The following is a 16,569-nucleotide window of genomic DNA, read 5'->3' as shown; positions in this document are numbered from 1 at the left end:
GGGGGCGGCCCGGCCCCGGGCAGGACTTCTGAGGGCCGATGTACGGCCGGCGGGGGGCCGCCTCAGCCGAGCGGGTTGGCGGTGTCCCGCAGGGTGGCCAGGGCAGGGGCGTACATGCGGGCCTTGATCGTGCCCAGGGTGTCGCCGGCCTTGTTCACCTGTGCCTGGGCGATCTCGATCGCGGTGGAGCGTACGGAGTCCTCACTGACCGAGTGGTCGACGATGCCGGCGCCCGCGGCGTCGGTGCCGCCGTAGCGGCGTGCGGTGAGCATGGCCTCGTGCGCGGTCCGCGGGTCCAGCCGGGACTGGATGAGCGCGGCCATGCCGGGGGTGAAGGGGATGTTGATGTCCGCTTCGGGCAGGCACCAGTAGCCGCGGTCGGCGCGCATCACGCGGAAGTCGTGGGCCAGGGAGAACATGGCGCCGGCGGCGAAGGTGTGCCCCTGCAGGGCGGCCACCGTGAGGACCGGCAGCGACAGCATGCGTGCGAACAGCCCGTGGACGGAGACGACGTAGTCCTGGTGCTGGTCGGCGTGGGCGAACAGCCACTCCAGGTCGAGCCCGTTGGAGTAGAACTTCCCCGTGGCGGCGGTGACCAGGGCACGGGGTCCCTCCGCCTGCTCCACCTCGTCGAGCGCGGCGCTGACGGCGGTGATCCAGTCGGGGTGGAAGCGGTTCTCCCCGTCCCCGAGGTCGAGGACGAAGACGTTGTCGTGGCGGTCGAGCGAGGGCATGGCGACTCCTTCGGACTGAGCTGGCGGGCCCCGTACTCACGCGGCAGAGCGGCGGCACCGAGGAGCATCCGCTCGCGACCGTCACTCCTGCGCGGACTCACCACGACCATCCTCCCGTCGCCACAACCGCCCACCGAGCGGGCTACCCGCCAGTAACTTATGGGGTACGGCCTAGCCCGTGCAAGGGGGCTGCGGCCGCCGTTCACGCGGCATCGGCATGCGCTCCGGGCGGCGGCGCGCCGCCATGACGCCCCTGAGTCCCTCAGCGCAAGGCGCTGGACTCGGCGGAGACCTCAGGGCGGAGCGCACACCTGACACCGGGCGGTGTTCCACGCGGAACACCGCCCGGGTCGCGGGCGACCGGCCGCGAGGAGCGGGCCCGGCCCGGTGTCACCTCACGTACACCGGCAGCGAGTCCACCCCGTAGACGATCGACAGCTTGCGGAACTCCAGCTCCCGGGGCTCGACGGCGAGGCGGAGGGCGGGGAAGCGCTCGACGAGGAGGGGGAAGGCGGCGCGCAGTTCCATGCGGCCGAGTTCGGCGCCGACGCAGCGGTGGATGCCGTAGCCGAAGGCGAGGTGCGAGGAGGCCGGCGGGCGGGAGGGGTCGAAGGCGTCCATGTCGGGGCCGAGGCGCTTGTCGCGGTCGGCGGCGCTCAGGGAGACGATGACGATGTCCCCGGGGGCGATGGCCTGGCCGCCGATCACGGTGTGCTCACGGGCGAAGCGCGGGAACGCCGCCTGCACGACGGTGAGGTGGCGCAGGAGTTCGTCGACGAAGGGGGTGGCGACGGCGGCCGGGTCCTCGGCCTCGCGGATCGCCGTGAAGTGGGTACGGTCCTGGAGCATGATCAGCGTGCCCAGCGCCAGCATGCTGGCCGTGGTCTCCAGGCCGCCGGTGAGGACGCCGTCGGCGAGTCCGGTCAGCTCCTCGTCGGTGACCTCGTCGCCGTGCTCGCGGATGATCATCCCGAGGAGGCCCTCCCCGGGCTCCCGGCGCTGCTGCTCGATGACGCCCCGCAGGTACTCGCGGGACTGCGAGATCGCGCCGAAGGAGGCGCCGAGGCCGCCGAGGACGTCGAAGCGGGCCACCGAGAACTGCTGGAAGGCGTCGCGCTCCTCGTAGGGGATGCCGAGGAGTTCGCAGATGACCAGGGCCGGGACCGGCAGGGCGAAGTGCTCGACCAGGTCGACGCGGCCGTCCGCGTCGGCGGCGGCGGCGAGCGCGTCGAGCCGCTCCTCGATGATCGAGTGGATCAGCGGGGTCAGCCGGGACAGGCGCCGCATCGTGAACTCGGGGGTGAGCAGGCGCCGCAGCCGGGTGTGGTCCGGCGGGTCGGCGAAGCCGAGGCCGCCCGGTTCGTGGTGTTCGGCGACGCCGTTGGTGCCGACCAGGTGGGCGAAGTCGTTGCTGAAGGAACGGGCGTCGCCCAGGACTTCCTTGGCCTCGTCGTAACCGGTGACCAGCCAGACCGGGACGGCGGGGACGGGGAGCCGGCTGACGGGCTCGCGGTCGCGCAGGGCGCCGATCTCGGGGACGGGGTCGAGGCCGTTGCGGCGGAGCGGCAGCAGGGCCGGTTCGGGGAGCTTGGAGAGGGCGTTCAGGTCGAGCGTGGTGCCCTTGCGGCGCATGCGGCCGAGATAGCGGCGGGTGAGCCAGGCGGCTATGGAGGAACGGGCGGTACGGACCGTGCGTATGGGTGTGGCTATGGGCATGACGGGTGCTCGCATCTGTGAAGTGTGGCGGACAGGTGGGGCGGGGCCGATTCCCCGTCCGGCGGCCGGCCTCCGCTGGGAGTACGCCGACGGGCCGGTCGGCGGTTCCGGCGGACGGTCCCTGACGGGAGACCGGGGTGGCCGGTTGCGCCGTGGCTCCGGTGCCCCTGTCCCGGGGCCGGTCCGCGCGACCGGGGCCGCGCGGGGTGTGGGTGGACGGGTGAGCGCTGCGGGCCAGGTGGCAGCGAGCGGTGGCCGTGGCCGGGCGCTGCGTCCCGGCACGACACGGGCGTGCGGGCCGGGGCGGCGAGTGGGGGTGAGGCCGGGTCAGGGCGGCTGCTTCGGTTCGGGGTTCGGGTCCTCCGGTGCGGTGCGGGAGCGGGTGGGTCGGCCGGACAGCGGGGACGCGTGACCACGCCGGAGCGTGGTGGCGTCCCGCTGTACCAGACGACGCGGGGGGCCAGGTGGTTGAGCGGTGATGATGACATGACCGTCCTGGACCAGGTACAGGGAGTACCGGCCAGTCCGCTTTCCGGGGCTGCGCGTTCGCTCGCCGGAGCCCGTCGTCAGCGGCGGTGGTCACGCTCGACGACAGCGCGGCCACGATGGCCGCGCCCCAGGGCGGGGCGGGCGGGGAGGCGGGTTACCAACCGGGCGTGGAGTCGTTGAGCGAATCGGTTCACCACCGGCATCTCCCCCACGACTTGAGGAGCGCACCCGTCATGACCACCGCCGAAGGCACCGACCGCCGGACCCTGCTGAGGACCGGTGTGGCCGGGCTCGCCGCACTGGCGGCCGGAGCCGCTCTCTCCCCGTCGGCCCAGGCCGACGAGGGCGAGAACGACCTCGCGATGTCGCCGCTGACCCTGTGGCTGCGCGGCGCCCCGGCCTTCGTACAGGACGAGCGGCTCCACACCGACCTGCTCGGCGACCAGCGCCCCGAGCAGTGGGTCCTGAGGGCCCAGCCCCAGCACGGCCCCGACACCTTCACCATCGAGAAGGCCGACGCCTCCGGCGTCGGCCTGATCGTCCCCGAGGACGAGGGCGAGCCGGTCGCCGTCCGACCCCTGCTCGCCCTGCCGGCCCACCCGCCCCACCACCCGGTGAACGAACTCTTCCGGATCACCCCGGTCGAGAAGGGCGCGCGTCACTACGCGGTCGCCTCGCTCCTGCCGGACGGCGCCCCGCGCCACCTCGCCCGCGCCGAGGTCGAGGACATGTCGCTGGCCCCGAAGCCGGTCTTCGCCCGGCGGACCGACCGGATCGAGCCGGTCGAGATCCGCTTCGCCTGAGACCGGCCCGCCCCGGGAACGACGGCGGGGCCGCGGGCACCGTCTCCGGTCCCCGCGGCCCCGCCGCGCGTACGCCCCGCCGTCGGATCAGACGAACGAGTTGATCTCGATGGTCTCGGTCCGGCCGGGGCCGACGCCGATCGCGGAGATCGGCGCGCCCGACATCTCCTCCAGCGCCTTCACGTACGCCTGCGCGTTCTTCGGCAGGTCGGCGAAGGTCTGGGCCTTGGTGATGTCCTCGGACCAGCCCGGCAGGTACTCGTAGACGGGCTTCGCGTGGTGGAAGTCCGACTGGTTGTACGGCAGTTCCTCGACGCGCTTCCCGTCGATCTCGTACGCCACGCAGACCGGGATGCGCTCCCAGCCGGTGAGGACGTCGAGCTTGGTGAGGAAGAAGTCGGTGAGGCCGTTGACCCGGGTCGCGTAGCGCGCGATGACCGCGTCGAACCAGCCGCAGCGGCGGTCGCGGCCGGTGGTGACCCCGCGCTCCCCGCCGATCCGGCGCAGCGCCTCGCCGTCCTCGTCGAACAGCTCGGTCGGGAACGGGCCCGCGCCGACGCGCGTCGTGTACGCCTTGAGGATGCCGATGACCCGGCTGATCTTCGTCGGCCCCACACCCGAACCCGTGCAGGCGCCGCCCGCGGTCGGGTTGGAGGAGGTCACGAAGGGGTACGTGCCGTGGTCGACGTCGAGCAGCGTGCCCTGGCCGCCCTCGAAGAGGACCACCTTGTCCTCGTCCAGCGCCTGGTTGAGGATGAGCGTGGTGTCCGCGACGTACGGGCGGATCGCGTCCGCGTGGACCAGCATCTCCTCGACGATCCGCTCGGCCTCGACGGCGCGGCGGTTGTAGACCTTGGAGAGCAGCTGGTTCTTGACCTCCAGCGCCGCCTCGACCTTCTGGAGCAGGATCGACTCGTCGTAGAGGTCCTGGACGCGGATGCCCGTGCGGTTGATCTTGTCGGCGTAGGTCGGGCCGATGCCACGCCCGGTCGTCCCGATCCGGCGCTTGCCGAGGAATCGTTCCGACACCTTGTCCATGATCACGTTGTACGGCGTGATCAGGTGGGCGTTGCCGCTGATCAGCAGCTTGGAGGTGTCGACGCCGCGCTCGTTCAGTCCGCTCAGCTCGGAGAGCAGGACCGACGGGTCGACGACGACACCGTTCCCGATGACGGGCACGCACCCAGGGGAGAGGATTCCGGAAGGGAGCAGATGCAGCGCGTACTTCTGGTCGCCCACGACGACCGTGTGGCCGGCGTTGTTGCCGCCCTGGTAGCGCACCACGTAATCCACTGAGCCACCGAGCAGGTCGGTGGCCTTTCCCTTGCCTTCGTCACCCCACTGAGCACCGAGCAGCACGAGTGCGGGCACAGGCGTACACCCCTTCCGGGCGGGGCATGTCCAAGGTTCAGGGCGCACACGCGTACGCGTACACGCCGACCGCCGTTGGCCGAGAACCGTCGGACCGCATGCCCCGAAATAGACGAAGCCCCTGGCGCAAGAGCGCAAGGGGCCTTTGCACAAAGATGCTACCCGAGGAAGGACCGAGGTGTCGGCTCCAGAGCCCGCCACGACCACCACGCCGTCGCTGCTGGTCATCGTGGACCCCACTGCCCGCCGCCTCGACGGAGAATCCGTCCGCATCGCGAAGGACGTGCTCAGCGCGGGCGCCCCGGTCAAACTCTGCCTCCCCGAGAGCCCCCGGGAGTACGCCCGCGCGCTGGCCCGGCGCGGCTCGCGGCGGCCGGTACTGATCGGCGACGACCGCGCCCTGGTCCGCGCCGTCACCCAGCTCCACCAGGAGCGGGAGCTGGCCGAGGCCGACCTCGCCATGGTGCCGGTCGGCCCGGGCGGCGCCCTCGGCCTCGCCCGCCGGCTCGGGGTGCCCGCCACCGCCGTGGCGGCGGCCCGCGCGGTGCTGGACGGCCGGCCGCGCCGCCTCGACCTGCTGGTCGACGACAGCGACGGCGTGGTCCTCGGCGAACTCCGCGTCCCGGCTCCACCCCGCCCGGCGGGCCGGGGCCCGGCGGGCCGGGTCTCCTGGCTGCGCCGCTCCGCCACCCGCACCGGCCCGACACCGCTGCGGGTGGAAGCCGACGGACGCCTGGTCGCCGACCTCGACCGCCCGGTCCACTCGCTCACCCTGGCCCCCGGCACCGACGGGAGCGTACGCGCCGAGGTGCACACCGCCGAGACGGACGACGCGCCCTCCCTCGTGAGCACGCACGCCGGAGTGGTGACGGTCTCCGGGCCCGACTTCCGCTACAAGGCCGACGGACACGTCCTCGGCCCGGTCCGGACCCGCACCTGGCGCGTACGAGGCGCGGCCTGGTCACTGGTGCTGCCATAGGGCGGGGCTCGCCCTTCGCTCACCCCGCCGACGACCATCTGTGAACTGGCGGTGCCCACTGTGGTGCCGGACTCCGGTCCGGCAGCGGGTTCGGTCTACCGGCTGTCCCTGGAGAGAAGGCGACGGTCAGGCCGGGGCCGGTTCGAGAGCCGCAACGTCGCCGACCTGGGTGTGGACAGTGCCGGCCGTCTGCTGGGCGAGGCCCTGGAGGCCACCGCGCCTGCACCTTGCCCAGCTGGGAATTCAGCAGCACCGTGAATCGAGCCGCCCCGGCACGACGACCCGCTTCCTCCCGACACCGGCACCACCGCCCGCCCAGCGACGCGAATGGCAGAGAAAGGGCACTCGGCACCCGTTCACCAGACGTCGCGCACGTCCCCCGGGTGACCTCGTCCCGCCCGAGCGGTGCAGGCACCGGACCATCGCAAGGTTCCGAAACCGCCCGGGCAGCGTCGGAACACGCTGCTGCCGATCCGGGACCTGCCCTGCGCCTCCACGGGGTTGCCGTGCGCCGCGGCAGACGTGAACCGAGCCGTGCCGGGGGAGGAGCTACTGCTCCTTGAGGACTCCGGGGTGTCATGCAGGACAACGCTGTGCTCAAGCGGGACGCGTCCCATGGGGAAGCTGTTGGCCGGCGCGGTCACGTCAGCCGTGCCGAAGGAGATGCCGAACAGCAGCTTGAGTTCGTCGGGAACACCCAAGAACCCGCGGACGGTGTCGGCGTACATCCCGAGCATGGTCTGCGGAATGCCTCCGAGCCTGGGGCACCACCCGGTGGGTCAGCGGTGGAGCGAGCGGTTGAGCTCGACGGTCTCTGCAAGCGTGGGCTCAGCGGCGAGGGAGGCGAAGCGCTCCATCATGCGGTCACGGTTACGCGCGCCCGCACCCCGGTCGGCCGCCCCAAGCGCCGTTGCCAGGTCCTCCAGGTCCAGTTCGGTGCAGTAGGCGGGCGTCATCGGCTGCTGGCGCCAGGAGTCGGCCAACATTCCGGCGTCGAAAGGATCGAAGCCGCTCTCGTCCACCAGGCGCATGCCCACGCGCCGCGCCTCCTGGGAGTCGGCTGCGACCGGAAGGGCGATGCGGCCCGCGGTTCCCGCGGGCACGCCCTTGGTCTGCAAGGTGCCGGCCAGGGCGGCATTCCATGCCTTGACGACGGGCCGCCCCAGTTGCTCGGCCACCCACAGGCTCTCCACCTGACCCCGCTCCACCGCGTCGATGGGACCACTCAGGTGAGGGAAGTAGTTGGAGGTGTCGATGACCACGGTCTCGCCGGGCACGGAGGCGAGAAGTGCCGCCACGTCCGGGACCCGCCCGAAAGGCACGGACAGGATGACCACGTCCTTGCCCAGCACGGCATCGGCCGCCTGCACAGCGCTCGCCCCGTGCTCCAGCGCAGCCGCATCGACTGTCTCGGGGCCCCGGGAGTTCGCCACCTGAACGTCGTGGCCGCGAGCGCTGAACTTGCGCGTCAGCGTCTGCCCGATCGGCCCCGAACCAATCACACCAATTCTCATGACTTATCCCTCTCGAAGGTGCACCCTTCCCGGAAGGGCGGCGCATGGTGACGGTAGGCAGCGCAGGGAAGGACGCGCTGCCAGGAATCCTGATGGCGCCAGCAGGCCGACTGCGAACGAACAGCGGGTGCTCTACTGCGCGTTGCCCTGCTCGCGGTATCCGCTTTCGATCAACGCACGCAGGCGCCCGAGTGACTCCTCACCGGCGGCACCGGTGCCTCTGATCCAGGCAGTGGAGATCGCAGCCAGGAACAGGTCATAGCCCTTCACCGACGAGCGTGCGCGCCCCGCGAGCTGCGCGGCCCGCACGTACTCGTCGGTGGTGGCGATGAGGTCATCGCACGGAAGGGTGAGCGGATTGCCCGGCTCCCGCTCGCGGGCCGCGGCCATGAGCGGTTCCGGCAACCCGCTGAAGGCACTGAAGTACTCCTCCATCGCCCGCAGCCACTGCCGCAGCGCCTCGGAGGCGTCCTCAAGCCGGGCGATACCGACCCGGCGGGCCACCAGCTCATCGGAGCGAGTGTGCAGCACGGCCGCCAGCAGCGCCTCTCGGGTAGGGAAGTGCCGATACAGCGTGGCCGGCCCTACTCCGGCCTCCTTGGCCACCGCCTCCAGGGAGGCGCCAACGCCGTCCCTCAAGAAGTGCCGCTGTGCCGCTTCCAGGAGCGCCGCACGGTTGCGTTGGACGTCCGCACGGGGCTTGCGCCCCTGCTGCCCCTCGACGCCCATGGCGTTCTCCTGTCCTTACGAATTCTGCGGCCGCAGAAAAACGGATACAGCCTCCGTATTGGGGCAAGCGTAAAACGGAGGCGGCATCCGGTCAACCCGGCGCCTGAACGGCAGCAACCTGCGGACCACGGGTGACCTGAGGTCATCCGTGGTCCTCCAGGTCAGACGTTCAACGCGCTGCACTTGACAGAGAACTGGGTGGTGACCAGGTCGAGGTGGCCGTCGACGTCGGCGAGGCGGGTGCCGAGGCCGCCCGCCTCCTCGTGGGCGGAGGTCACCGAGGTGGTGCGGTCGAAGCCCTTCGCGGAGCCCCAGAGGATGACGAGCCACCCCGGCGCGAAGTCGTTCGCCCGGTCCTCGCCGGGCGAACCGACGACCACGTCGGCGCACCCGTCCTTGTTCAGGTCGGCCGAGACCGGGGCCGTGCCGAAGGCGTCGCCCGCCTCGTCGGTGCGGCCGACACCCGGGCTCGCCTGGCTGCCTGGTGCCTCGTGGTCACCGGGCCGACACCCGGGCTCGCCTGGCTGACCACCTGGTGCCTCGTGGTCACCCCGCCGACACCCGGGCTCGCCTGGCTGACCACCTGGTGCCTCGTGGTCACCGGGCCGTCGGCCGAACGGGGACGACGGTGAGGTAGCCGCCCTTGCCGCCGCCGGGCACCCCCACCACCGACTGGGCGTACCCGCCCCCGTCGTACGGGAGGGCCGGGACGGCCCGCGCCGGGGCCGCGGTCGCGGCCGGGGCGGGTGCCAGCAGCCCGCCGCCCGCCGTCAGGGCCAGCACCAGGGCGGTGGCCAGGGGCCTTGCCCGCACGTGCGCCTCCAACGGTCCGCCGGTCGTCGCGGCCCGGCCGACCAGCCCGGCCCCGCGAAGAAGGTGACCGGCCGTGCGGGCGGCGGTCGTACGGCGCGGGGCGGCGGGCCGGCCTCCGCACTGCGCCGGGTCAGCGGAGGCCGCCCGGGGCGGGCGTGACCAGGCCCGCCTCGTAGGCGAAGACGGCGGCCTGGGTGCGGTCGCGCAGGGAGAGTTTCACCAGGACGCGCGAGACGTGCGTCTTCACCGTCGACTCGGCGACGAAGAGCCGGTCGGCGATCTCGGCGTTGGACAGACCCTGCGCGATCCGCACCAGCACCTCCGTCTCCCGCTCGGTCAACTCCCCGTACTGGCCCGGCCCCGGCGCCTGCGGCCGCTCGGCGAGCCGGGAGAACTCCGTGATCAGGCGGCGCGTGACGCCCGGGGCGAGCAGCGCGTCCCCGCTGGCCACCACGCGTACGCCCTCGGCGAGCTGGCGGGCGGAGGCGTCCTTGAGGAGGAACCCCGAGGCTCCGGCGCGCAGCGCCTGGTAGACGTACTCGTCCAGGTCGAAGGTGGTGAGGATGAGGACCCGGGCCGCCGCGTCGGCGGCGACGATCTCACGGGTCGCCTCGATGCCGCTCAGCTCCGGCATGCGGATGTCCATCAGGACGACGTCCGGGTCGAGCGCGGCCACCTGGCGGACGGCCTCGCGGCCGTTGACCGCCTCACCGACCACCTCGATGTCCGGCATCGCGCCGAGCAGCACGGAGAACCCCTCCCGCACCATCATCTGGTCGTCGGCGATCAGAACCCGGACAGGGCGGGACCCGGTCAACGGTCCTCCTTCTTGACGAGCGACAGCGGCGTGGTGGGCGCGGCCTCGGCCGCCTGCTCCGGGCCGGCGGCGGAGGGCGCGGCCTCGGCCGGCGGCTCCGGAGCGACGGCGGGCGACTCCTCGGGGGCGGGCAACGGCGCCGGAAGGAAGGCGGAGACCTCGAAGCCGCCCGCCTCGTCGGGGCCAGCGTGCAGCTCACCGCCGAGGACCGCGGCCCGCTCACGCATCCCCGTCAGCCCGTGCCCGGCGCCGGGCGACGGATCGGCGGGGCGCTCCGGCGCGTCGTTGACGACCCGCAGCCCGAGCCCCACCGGGACGTACGCCAGCTCCACCCGCGCACTCGCCCCCGGCGCGTGCCGCAGCACGTTGCTCAACGCCTCCTGCACCATCCGGTACGCGGACAGCTCCACCCCCTGCGGCAGCTCCCGCCGCCTCCCGGTCACCAGCTTCTCCACCGGTACGCCCGCCTCCCGGACCCCGTCGAGCAGCCGGTCCAGGTCGGCGAGGACGGGCTGCGGGGCGTCGGGGGCCTCGTAGTCGTCGGCGCGGACCACGCCGAGGACCCGGCGCAGCTCGGTCAGGGCCGCCACCGCGTTCTCCCGGATCGCGGCGAAGGCGTCGGCCAGCTCCTGCGGCGGGTCCTCGACCCGGTAGGGCGCCGCCTCCGCCTGGATCGCGACCACCGACATGTGGTGTGCGACCACGTCGTGCAGCTCGCGGGCGATGGTGGTGCGCTCCTCCAGCCGCACGGCACGGGTCCGCTCGGCGGCCGTCGCCGACCGCTCGGCGCTCACCTCCCGGTGCGCCTCACGGACCGTCTCGCGCGTGGTCCGGCGGAAGTGCCAGATGCTGACCGCGCTGAGGGCCAGGCCGAGGAAGAAGAGCAGCGGGACGGTGCTGCCCGAGCCGGTCCCCGTCATCCCGCCGACGAACGCCGAGAACGCGGCGGTGATCACCCACATCCACAGGGCGGCCCTCGGCCCCTGCCAGGCGGCGGCGATCGTCGACACGATCAGCGTCACCAGGAAGGAGACCGGGCCGAACGGCAGCGTGTCCCCGTACCCGGTGAGGACCGAGGCGAAGGCACCGACCGGCATCGTCAGCCACCAGGCGGCAACCGGCCGGGTCGCCGCCAGCACCGCGGGCGCCACCCCGAACAGGCCGAGCACCATCAGCTCGGGAAGCGACATGTACGGCCCCGTGCCCAGGCTGACAAGCAGGGCGAACAGGATCGACCCGAAGACGAGGACGTGCGGGGCGTGCGAGGCGAGGCGGCGCGCCCCCGGCAGCCGCATGGTCTCGCTGTCCGGCACGCTCAGCACCGGAAGCGGCCGGTAGGCCCAGGCCCCGCGCACCAGGTCGTCGCGGAACGCCCGTAGCCCCGCACTGACGAACTGCGCCTCCGGCCCCTTCCGTATCCCGGCCGAGCGAGGTGGCGGTGGCGAGGTGGTGCCCGTGGTCTGCTTCATGCCCCCACGGTAGGTACCCCCACCCGCCCCCGACGTCCGCTTGGTTACGGATTCCTCGGGGTCCGCCTTGAGGGGGAGGCGGGGCACACCGTCCCGCCACAGGAGGGTCGTCCCCTGCTCCCGACGGGCCCCACCCATGGTCGCCCGCACCGAAACCCTCACATCCCCTCGCACCCGAACCGATCCCACGTCCATGTCCACGTCCACGTCCACACGGGCCCACTCCCTTGAAGCCCAGGGCCGAACGCCCCACCAGGCGTGGTCCGTGGGGGGGGGCGACGGTGCAACCCTCCATCTGGGCCCCGCCGTACACCTGCAGGGGGAGCCCCGACGCCCTCTCAGCAACCCGGCCCCCCGGCCGGCGTTTGAGGCCAACAGTGACCGGCACCCCTCATGGCCGCCATGCAGAACCCACCCAAGCCCAAGACCTCCCCAGCCCGGCAGGCGTTGAGGCCAACGGCGACCGACACCCAGGGCGTCCCGCGTACCACCTCCAGACCGGGCGGGCGGCCCGAGCGGCACCGGGGACCCAGGGTCCACGGAGCCCCTTCACCAGGCCAATCGGGCTATCTCCTCGGCGACCAGGGCGCAGGCGGGCGCAGCCGGGTCGATGAGGGCGAAGTGGCCGACCCCGTCGACCAGGGTGAAGCCCGGGGCCTCCCCGGCGGCCGTCGCCGCGTCGGCGTACGCCTCCGCCACCGCGAGCGGTACCTCCGTGTCGTCGCTGCCCTGGACCAGGGTGGTGGCGATCCCGGTCGGCAGCAGAGCGGCGGGATCGGCGTGCGCCAGCCGCTCCCGGTACTCCTCACCGAGGAGCTGGGCGAACGCACCCCCGCAGACGTCCAGCTTCGCCGCGGCAGCGAAGTCCGCGAGGGGAGCGAGCGCCACCACTCCCCGCACGGCCGGCGCGTCGGCCAGGCGCCACGGCGAACCGGCGGGCAGTACGTGCCGGGCGGCGGCCCAGAGCGCGAGGTGGCCGCCGGCCGAGTGCCCGGTCAGCACGGTACGGCCCGGGTCGGCCTCCGGCACCGCCTCGGCCGCCAGCTGAGGCAGCGCGTCGCAGGCGGCGGCGATGTCGTCGAAGGTGTCGGGCCATCGCCCGGCGACCTGGCCGCCGTTGCCCCGCCGGTACTCCACGCTCGCCACCGCGAACCCCCGCCCCGCCAGGAACGCGGCGAACGGCGAGATGTGCCGCCGGTCGTACGCGGCCCGCCACGCCCCGCCGTGCACCACCACGACCAGGGGTGTGCCCGGCGCCGCGCCCGGCCCGCGCGGCGCGTAGAAGTCCACCACCTGGTCCGGGTCGGGGCCGTACGCCACGGTGGTGTCCGGCGCCGCCTCCGGGTACCCGAGCAGGGCGGTCTCCTCCTCCGCCTCGCGCTCCGCCGCGCTCCGCGCTGCGCTCACCGTCGTCCTCCTCCTCGGCGCGAACCGCCTCTACTCGGCACTGATCGGGCTTGACCGGGCTTACCCCCGGGCCCCGTCGCCATCCGGCCACAGCTGGCTGGATGGCGGCAGGCCCCCTGGCCGGGAGCCCCGCCCGGGCGGCCCCGTCAGCGGCGCCCCTTCCCGGGGGGGGGTGCCGCGACCGGCGCTCAGACCGCGCCGAGCGTTCCGGCCAGGACCCGGGCAGCGCGCTCCACCTCGGCGAAGCCGAGGTAGAGCGGGGTGAACCCGAAGCGCAGGATGTCGGGGCTGCGGAAGTCTCCGACGACGCCGCCCGCGATGAGCCGTTCCATCACCGACGCCGCGTCCGCGCACCGCAGCGCGACCTGGCTGCCCCGCTCCGCGTGGGCCACGGGCGTCACGACCTCGACCCGGCCCCGAGGGACGTACGCCTCGACGCACCGCAGGAAGAAGTCGGTGAGTTCCAGCGACTTGGCCCGGACGGCGTCGAGTTCCACACCGTCCCACACGTCGAGCGCGGCTTCGAGGGCGAGGAGCGAGAGGATGTCGGGGGTCCCGACGCGCCCCCGCACCGCCCCGTCGGCGGGCCGGAACCCTGGCTCCATGCCGAAGGGCTCCGCATGGCCGTTCCACCCCGGAAGCGGTGAGTCGAACACGCCCTGGTGCTCGGCGCGCACGTACAGGAACGCCGGGGCGCCGGGCCCGCCGTTGAGGAACTTGTACGTGCACCCCACCGCGAGGTCCACCCCGTGCGCGTCGAGCCCCACCGGCAGCGCACCCGCGCTGTGGCACAGGTCCCAGACCACCAGCGCGCCCGCCTCGTGCACGGCGGCGGTGAGGCCGGGCAGGTCGTGCAGGCGACCGGTGCGGTAGTCGACGTGGTTGAGCAGGACGGCGGCGGTACGCGGGCCGAGCGCGGCGGACACCTCACCGGCCCGCACCGGCCGGACCGTGCAGCCGGTCAGCCGGGCCGCCGACTCGGCGATGTAGCCGTCGGTCGGGAAGGTCGCGGCGTCGACCAGGATCTCGTCCCGCGCCTCGTCCCGGCCGCGCGCGATGCGGACCGCACCCACGACCGCCTTGAAGACGTTGACGCTGGTCGAGTCGGAGACCACGACCTGGCCCGGGGCTGCCCCGACCAACGGCGCGATCCGCTCGCCGATCCGCTCGGGTGCGGTCCACCAGCCGCTCTCGGTCCAGGAGCGGATGCGCAGCTCGCCCCACTCCCGGCCGATGACGTCGGCGATCCGCGCCGGAACCGCCTTCGGCAGCGCGCCGAGGGAGTTGCCGTCCAGGTAGACTGTTCCCTCGCCCAGGACGAACTCCTCGCGCTGGGAGCGCAGGACGTCCTCGGCGTCGCGCTTCGCCGCCTCCTCGGAGAGGTGCGTGTACCCCTCGGGGTGCGCGCCCCCCATGTCCATCACGCTCATGTGCTGCTTCCCCTCCCCGGGTCCCCGGCGAGGTGCCGAGGAGTGTCGTGCGTCGGTCGTGCGGGTCGTACACCTGGTGCGGGTGTTGCGGGTGGCACCGGCCAGTGTTCAGACATGGCTGCGGGCCGTCCACAGCTCGGGGAAGACGGTCTTGCCCGCCCGCTTCTCCAGCCAGGCGACCCCGGCGGAGCCGCCGGTCCCGGTCTTGGCGCCCATCGCGCGGCGAGTGGCGGTCAGGTGGTCGTTACGCCAGCGCCACACCAGCTCGGCCACGTCGGTCAGCACCTCGCCGAGCCGCAGCAGCCCGGGGTCGGCCGCCGGCCCGCCCTCCCGGTCGGCCTCAGCGGTGGGGGTGATCTCCTGGGCGCCGTAGATCGCGGCCCAGACGGCCTCGACCTCCTTGGACGGCTCGTACCGCTGGGTGAGGTCGCGGTCCAGGACCTCGGCGGGGATCGCGTGCCCGCGCCGGGCGAGGAGGCGCAGTACCTCGTCGTAGAGGCTCGGCTCGTGCAGTGCCTTCTCCAGCTCCGCGTGGACGCGGGGCGCGCCACTGTGCGGGATCAGCATCGACGCGGACTTGTCCCCGAGCAGGAACTCCATCCGCCGGTACATCGCCGACTGGAACCCGGAGCCCTCGCCGAGCGAGCCCCGGTAGGAGTTGAACTGGGCCGGGGTCAGGCCCGAGAGTGGCCGCCAGGAGTCGTTGAGCGCGGCCATCTCGCGCAGCGAGCGCTTGAGGGCGTCGAGCGCGGTCGGGATGTCGTCCCTCCGCAGCGCCTTTGAGGCGGTCTCCCACTCGTGGACGATGACGGTGAACCACAACTCCATGACCTGGGTGGTCACCAGGAAGACCATCTCGCCGGGGTCGTCCGAACGCAGCTGCTGGAGGTGGGTGAGGACGTCGGCCTGAACGTAGTCCTCGTAGGGGGTGGTACCGGCGAAGTCGAGATTCGGGGTGTCCGAACCGGCTTCCGTGGCACCGAGGTCGTGCGACATCTCTGTCTCCTCGATACGAACTACCGGGTAGCGGTCCGCTCGACCGCCCACCGCACGACGTGCCGTGGAAAGCGGGAGCTCCGGTCCCCTCGAACCCTCCGGTGCGCGAGGCGCGCACACAGGCTCAGCTCGCATCATCCGATGCCGGGCCCGCGACCGCAAGGCAGGTCCGCGCGGGCCGGGGGGTGCTCCGCCGGAGCCGCCTACCCACAGCTGTGGACAGATCCGACGCCAGGTCGCACCGGGGCTCGCACCTTCGGCCCGCACGAACCGGCCCGTCCGGCGGGACGGCGGGGCCAGTTCGCGGCATCCGGCCGGTCCCGCGCGGTGGCGCGACACGGCGCGGCCGAGCGGGTGGACAGGGGCGGGGCCGGGCCTGGGGGCGAGCAGGGTGTGCACGGCGTCTTCTCTCCTCGGGTCGGCGGCAGGCGGCGGGCGGTGGGGACCGCACGGGCGCGCACAGGACGGGCGACGCGTGAACGACCCGCACTTGTGACGAGCCGACCCACAGCGACATCACGGAGAGTAGTCACGACCACTCTCCGGACGCGACAATTCCGCGCAACTGTTCGTATACACGGACGGGTGAATCCGCATCCCGTGACCCCCCGTGCCGCACCTCGCCCACCGCCCGACCCCGGATGAGGCGGCCCTGCGGCGCGCGGCCGGGCGCTGCCGCGCTCCCCGGCCTGCCTCCACATCGGCCACGCCGACGACCACGGCCGCCCCGGCAGCACGCCCCCTGGGCCCGCCCGCCCACAGGGCGACCGAACGCCTCGTCGCGGCACACGCCCGCCGCTGACCTGGCCCCCGCGCACAGCAGAGGCCGGGCGGAAACCGCCCGGCCTCACACCGCACGCCGCACCGGCGCCCTCGCTCCGCCCCGGATCAGCCCAGCGTCTGGGCGGCCGTCGGCGAGGAGTCGCGGAGGAACTGCGTGCAGCGCTCGTACTCCTCCTGCTCGCCGATGGCCCCGGCGGCCCGCGCCAGGGCGTGCAGGGCGCGCAGGAAGCCTCGGTTCGGCTCGTGCTCCCACGGCACCGGGCCGTGGCCCTTCCAGCCGGCACGGCGCAGCGAGTCGAGGCCCCGGTGGTAGCCGGTGCGCGCGTAGGCGTACGACTCGACGACGCCGCCGTTCTCGAAGGCGGCGTCGGCGAGCTGAGCCCATGCCAGCGAGGACGTGGGGTACTTCGCGGCGACGTCGGCCGGGGCGGCACCGGCGGCGAGCATGTCGCGCGGGCCGGGGTCTTCGGGCAGGTGGGTCGGGGGCGGTCCCCCGAGCAGGTTCTCGTGAATGGCCAT

The 16,569-nt window shown here is 73.3% G+C and carries 16 protein-coding genes; 2 read left to right on the top strand and 14 right to left on the bottom strand.

The features are described 5' to 3' along the window. Positions 1-62 precede the first annotated feature (62 nt). On the bottom strand, positions 63-734 hold the full coding sequence (locus ACSLIC_RS13820; protein WP_436737971.1) for an enoyl-CoA hydratase-related protein: 672 nt from the start codon (positions 732-734) through the stop codon (positions 63-65). Positions 735-1,124: 390 nt separating this feature from the next. Further along, the gene (locus ACSLIC_RS13815) at positions 1,125-2,450 is read right to left on the bottom strand and encodes a cytochrome P450 (protein ID WP_436740372.1); all 1,326 of its coding nucleotides are present in this window, start codon (positions 2,448-2,450) and stop codon (positions 1,125-1,127) included. A gap of 722 nt (positions 2,451-3,172) precedes the next feature. Here ACSLIC_RS13815 and ACSLIC_RS13810 point away from each other — a divergent pair. Beyond that, positions 3,173-3,742: an I66 family serine proteinase inhibitor gene (locus ACSLIC_RS13810; protein WP_436737970.1), complete on the top strand. Its 570-nt coding sequence runs from the start codon at positions 3,173-3,175 to the stop codon at positions 3,740-3,742. An 87-nt stretch (positions 3,743-3,829) separates the two neighbouring features. Here ACSLIC_RS13810 and ACSLIC_RS13805 read toward each other — a convergent pair whose 3' ends face one another. Beyond that, positions 3,830-5,113: an adenylosuccinate synthase gene (locus ACSLIC_RS13805; RefSeq protein ID WP_436737969.1), complete on the bottom strand. Its 1,284-nt coding sequence runs from the start codon at positions 5,111-5,113 to the stop codon at positions 3,830-3,832. Positions 5,114-5,291: 178 nt separating this feature from the next. On the opposite strand from ACSLIC_RS13805, the gene ACSLIC_RS13800 reads away from it, so the two are divergent. Further along, positions 5,292-6,092, top strand: a complete 801-nt coding sequence (locus ACSLIC_RS13800) for a diacylglycerol kinase (protein ID WP_436737968.1) — start codon at positions 5,292-5,294, stop codon at positions 6,090-6,092. 356 nt (positions 6,093-6,448) lie between these two features. Here ACSLIC_RS13800 and ACSLIC_RS13795 read toward each other — a convergent pair whose 3' ends face one another. The 11 genes from ACSLIC_RS13795 to ACSLIC_RS13745 all read right to left on the bottom strand — a co-directional run bounded on the left by ACSLIC_RS13795 (position 6,449) and on the right by ACSLIC_RS13745 (position 16,569). Next, entirely contained in the window at positions 6,449-6,820 is a 372-nt protein-coding gene (locus ACSLIC_RS13795) for a hypothetical protein (protein WP_436737967.1), read from the bottom strand. Positions 6,821-6,871: 51 nt separating this feature from the next. Next, on the bottom strand, positions 6,872-7,606 hold the full coding sequence (locus ACSLIC_RS13790) for an NADPH-dependent F420 reductase (RefSeq protein ID WP_436737966.1): 735 nt from the start codon (positions 7,604-7,606) through the stop codon (positions 6,872-6,874). Positions 7,607-7,738: 132 nt separating this feature from the next. Beyond that, entirely contained in the window at positions 7,739-8,335 is a 597-nt protein-coding gene (locus tag ACSLIC_RS13785) for a TetR/AcrR family transcriptional regulator (protein ID WP_436737965.1), read from the bottom strand. A 161-nt stretch (positions 8,336-8,496) separates the two neighbouring features. Further along, positions 8,497-8,715, bottom strand: coding sequence for a hypothetical protein (locus tag ACSLIC_RS13780; RefSeq protein WP_436737964.1), 219 nt, complete (start codon positions 8,713-8,715; stop codon positions 8,497-8,499). A gap of 217 nt (positions 8,716-8,932) precedes the next feature. Beyond that, a complete protein-coding gene (locus ACSLIC_RS13775; protein WP_436737963.1) occupies positions 8,933-9,148 on the bottom strand; it encodes a hypothetical protein in 216 nt (71 codons plus the stop codon). A gap of 130 nt (positions 9,149-9,278) precedes the next feature. Next, entirely contained in the window at positions 9,279-9,965 is a 687-nt protein-coding gene (locus ACSLIC_RS13770) for a response regulator (protein WP_436737962.1), read from the bottom strand. Next, positions 9,962-11,434 (bottom strand): sensor histidine kinase, encoded by a 1,473-nt coding sequence (locus ACSLIC_RS13765; protein ID WP_436737961.1) that lies wholly within the window; start codon positions 11,432-11,434, stop codon positions 9,962-9,964. Before ACSLIC_RS13765 ends, ACSLIC_RS13770 begins: the two co-directional genes overlap by 4 nt. A gap of 549 nt (positions 11,435-11,983) precedes the next feature. Beyond that, positions 11,984-12,841, bottom strand: a complete 858-nt coding sequence (locus tag ACSLIC_RS13760; protein WP_436737960.1) for an alpha/beta hydrolase — start codon at positions 12,839-12,841, stop codon at positions 11,984-11,986. 188 nt (positions 12,842-13,029) lie between these two features. Further along, the gene (gene kynU, locus ACSLIC_RS13755; RefSeq protein WP_436737959.1) at positions 13,030-14,271 is read right to left on the bottom strand and encodes a kynureninase; all 1,242 of its coding nucleotides are present in this window, start codon (positions 14,269-14,271) and stop codon (positions 13,030-13,032) included. A 108-nt stretch (positions 14,272-14,379) separates the two neighbouring features. Then, complete coding sequence (locus ACSLIC_RS13750; protein ID WP_436737958.1) at positions 14,380-15,267, bottom strand: tryptophan 2,3-dioxygenase family protein; 888 nt, start codon at positions 15,265-15,267, stop codon at positions 14,380-14,382. An 888-nt stretch (positions 15,268-16,155) separates the two neighbouring features. After that, positions 16,156-16,569 (bottom strand): DUF3151 domain-containing protein, encoded by a 414-nt coding sequence (locus ACSLIC_RS13745; RefSeq protein WP_436737957.1) that lies wholly within the window; start codon positions 16,567-16,569, stop codon positions 16,156-16,158.

The sequence above is a fragment of the Streptomyces sp. BBFR102 genome (assembly GCF_051397025.1).
Taxonomy (GTDB): domain Bacteria; phylum Actinomycetota; class Actinomycetes; order Streptomycetales; family Streptomycetaceae; genus Streptomyces.
Note: the sequence above shows the minus strand (reverse complement) of the source record. Positions and strands in the feature narration are given on the sequence as shown.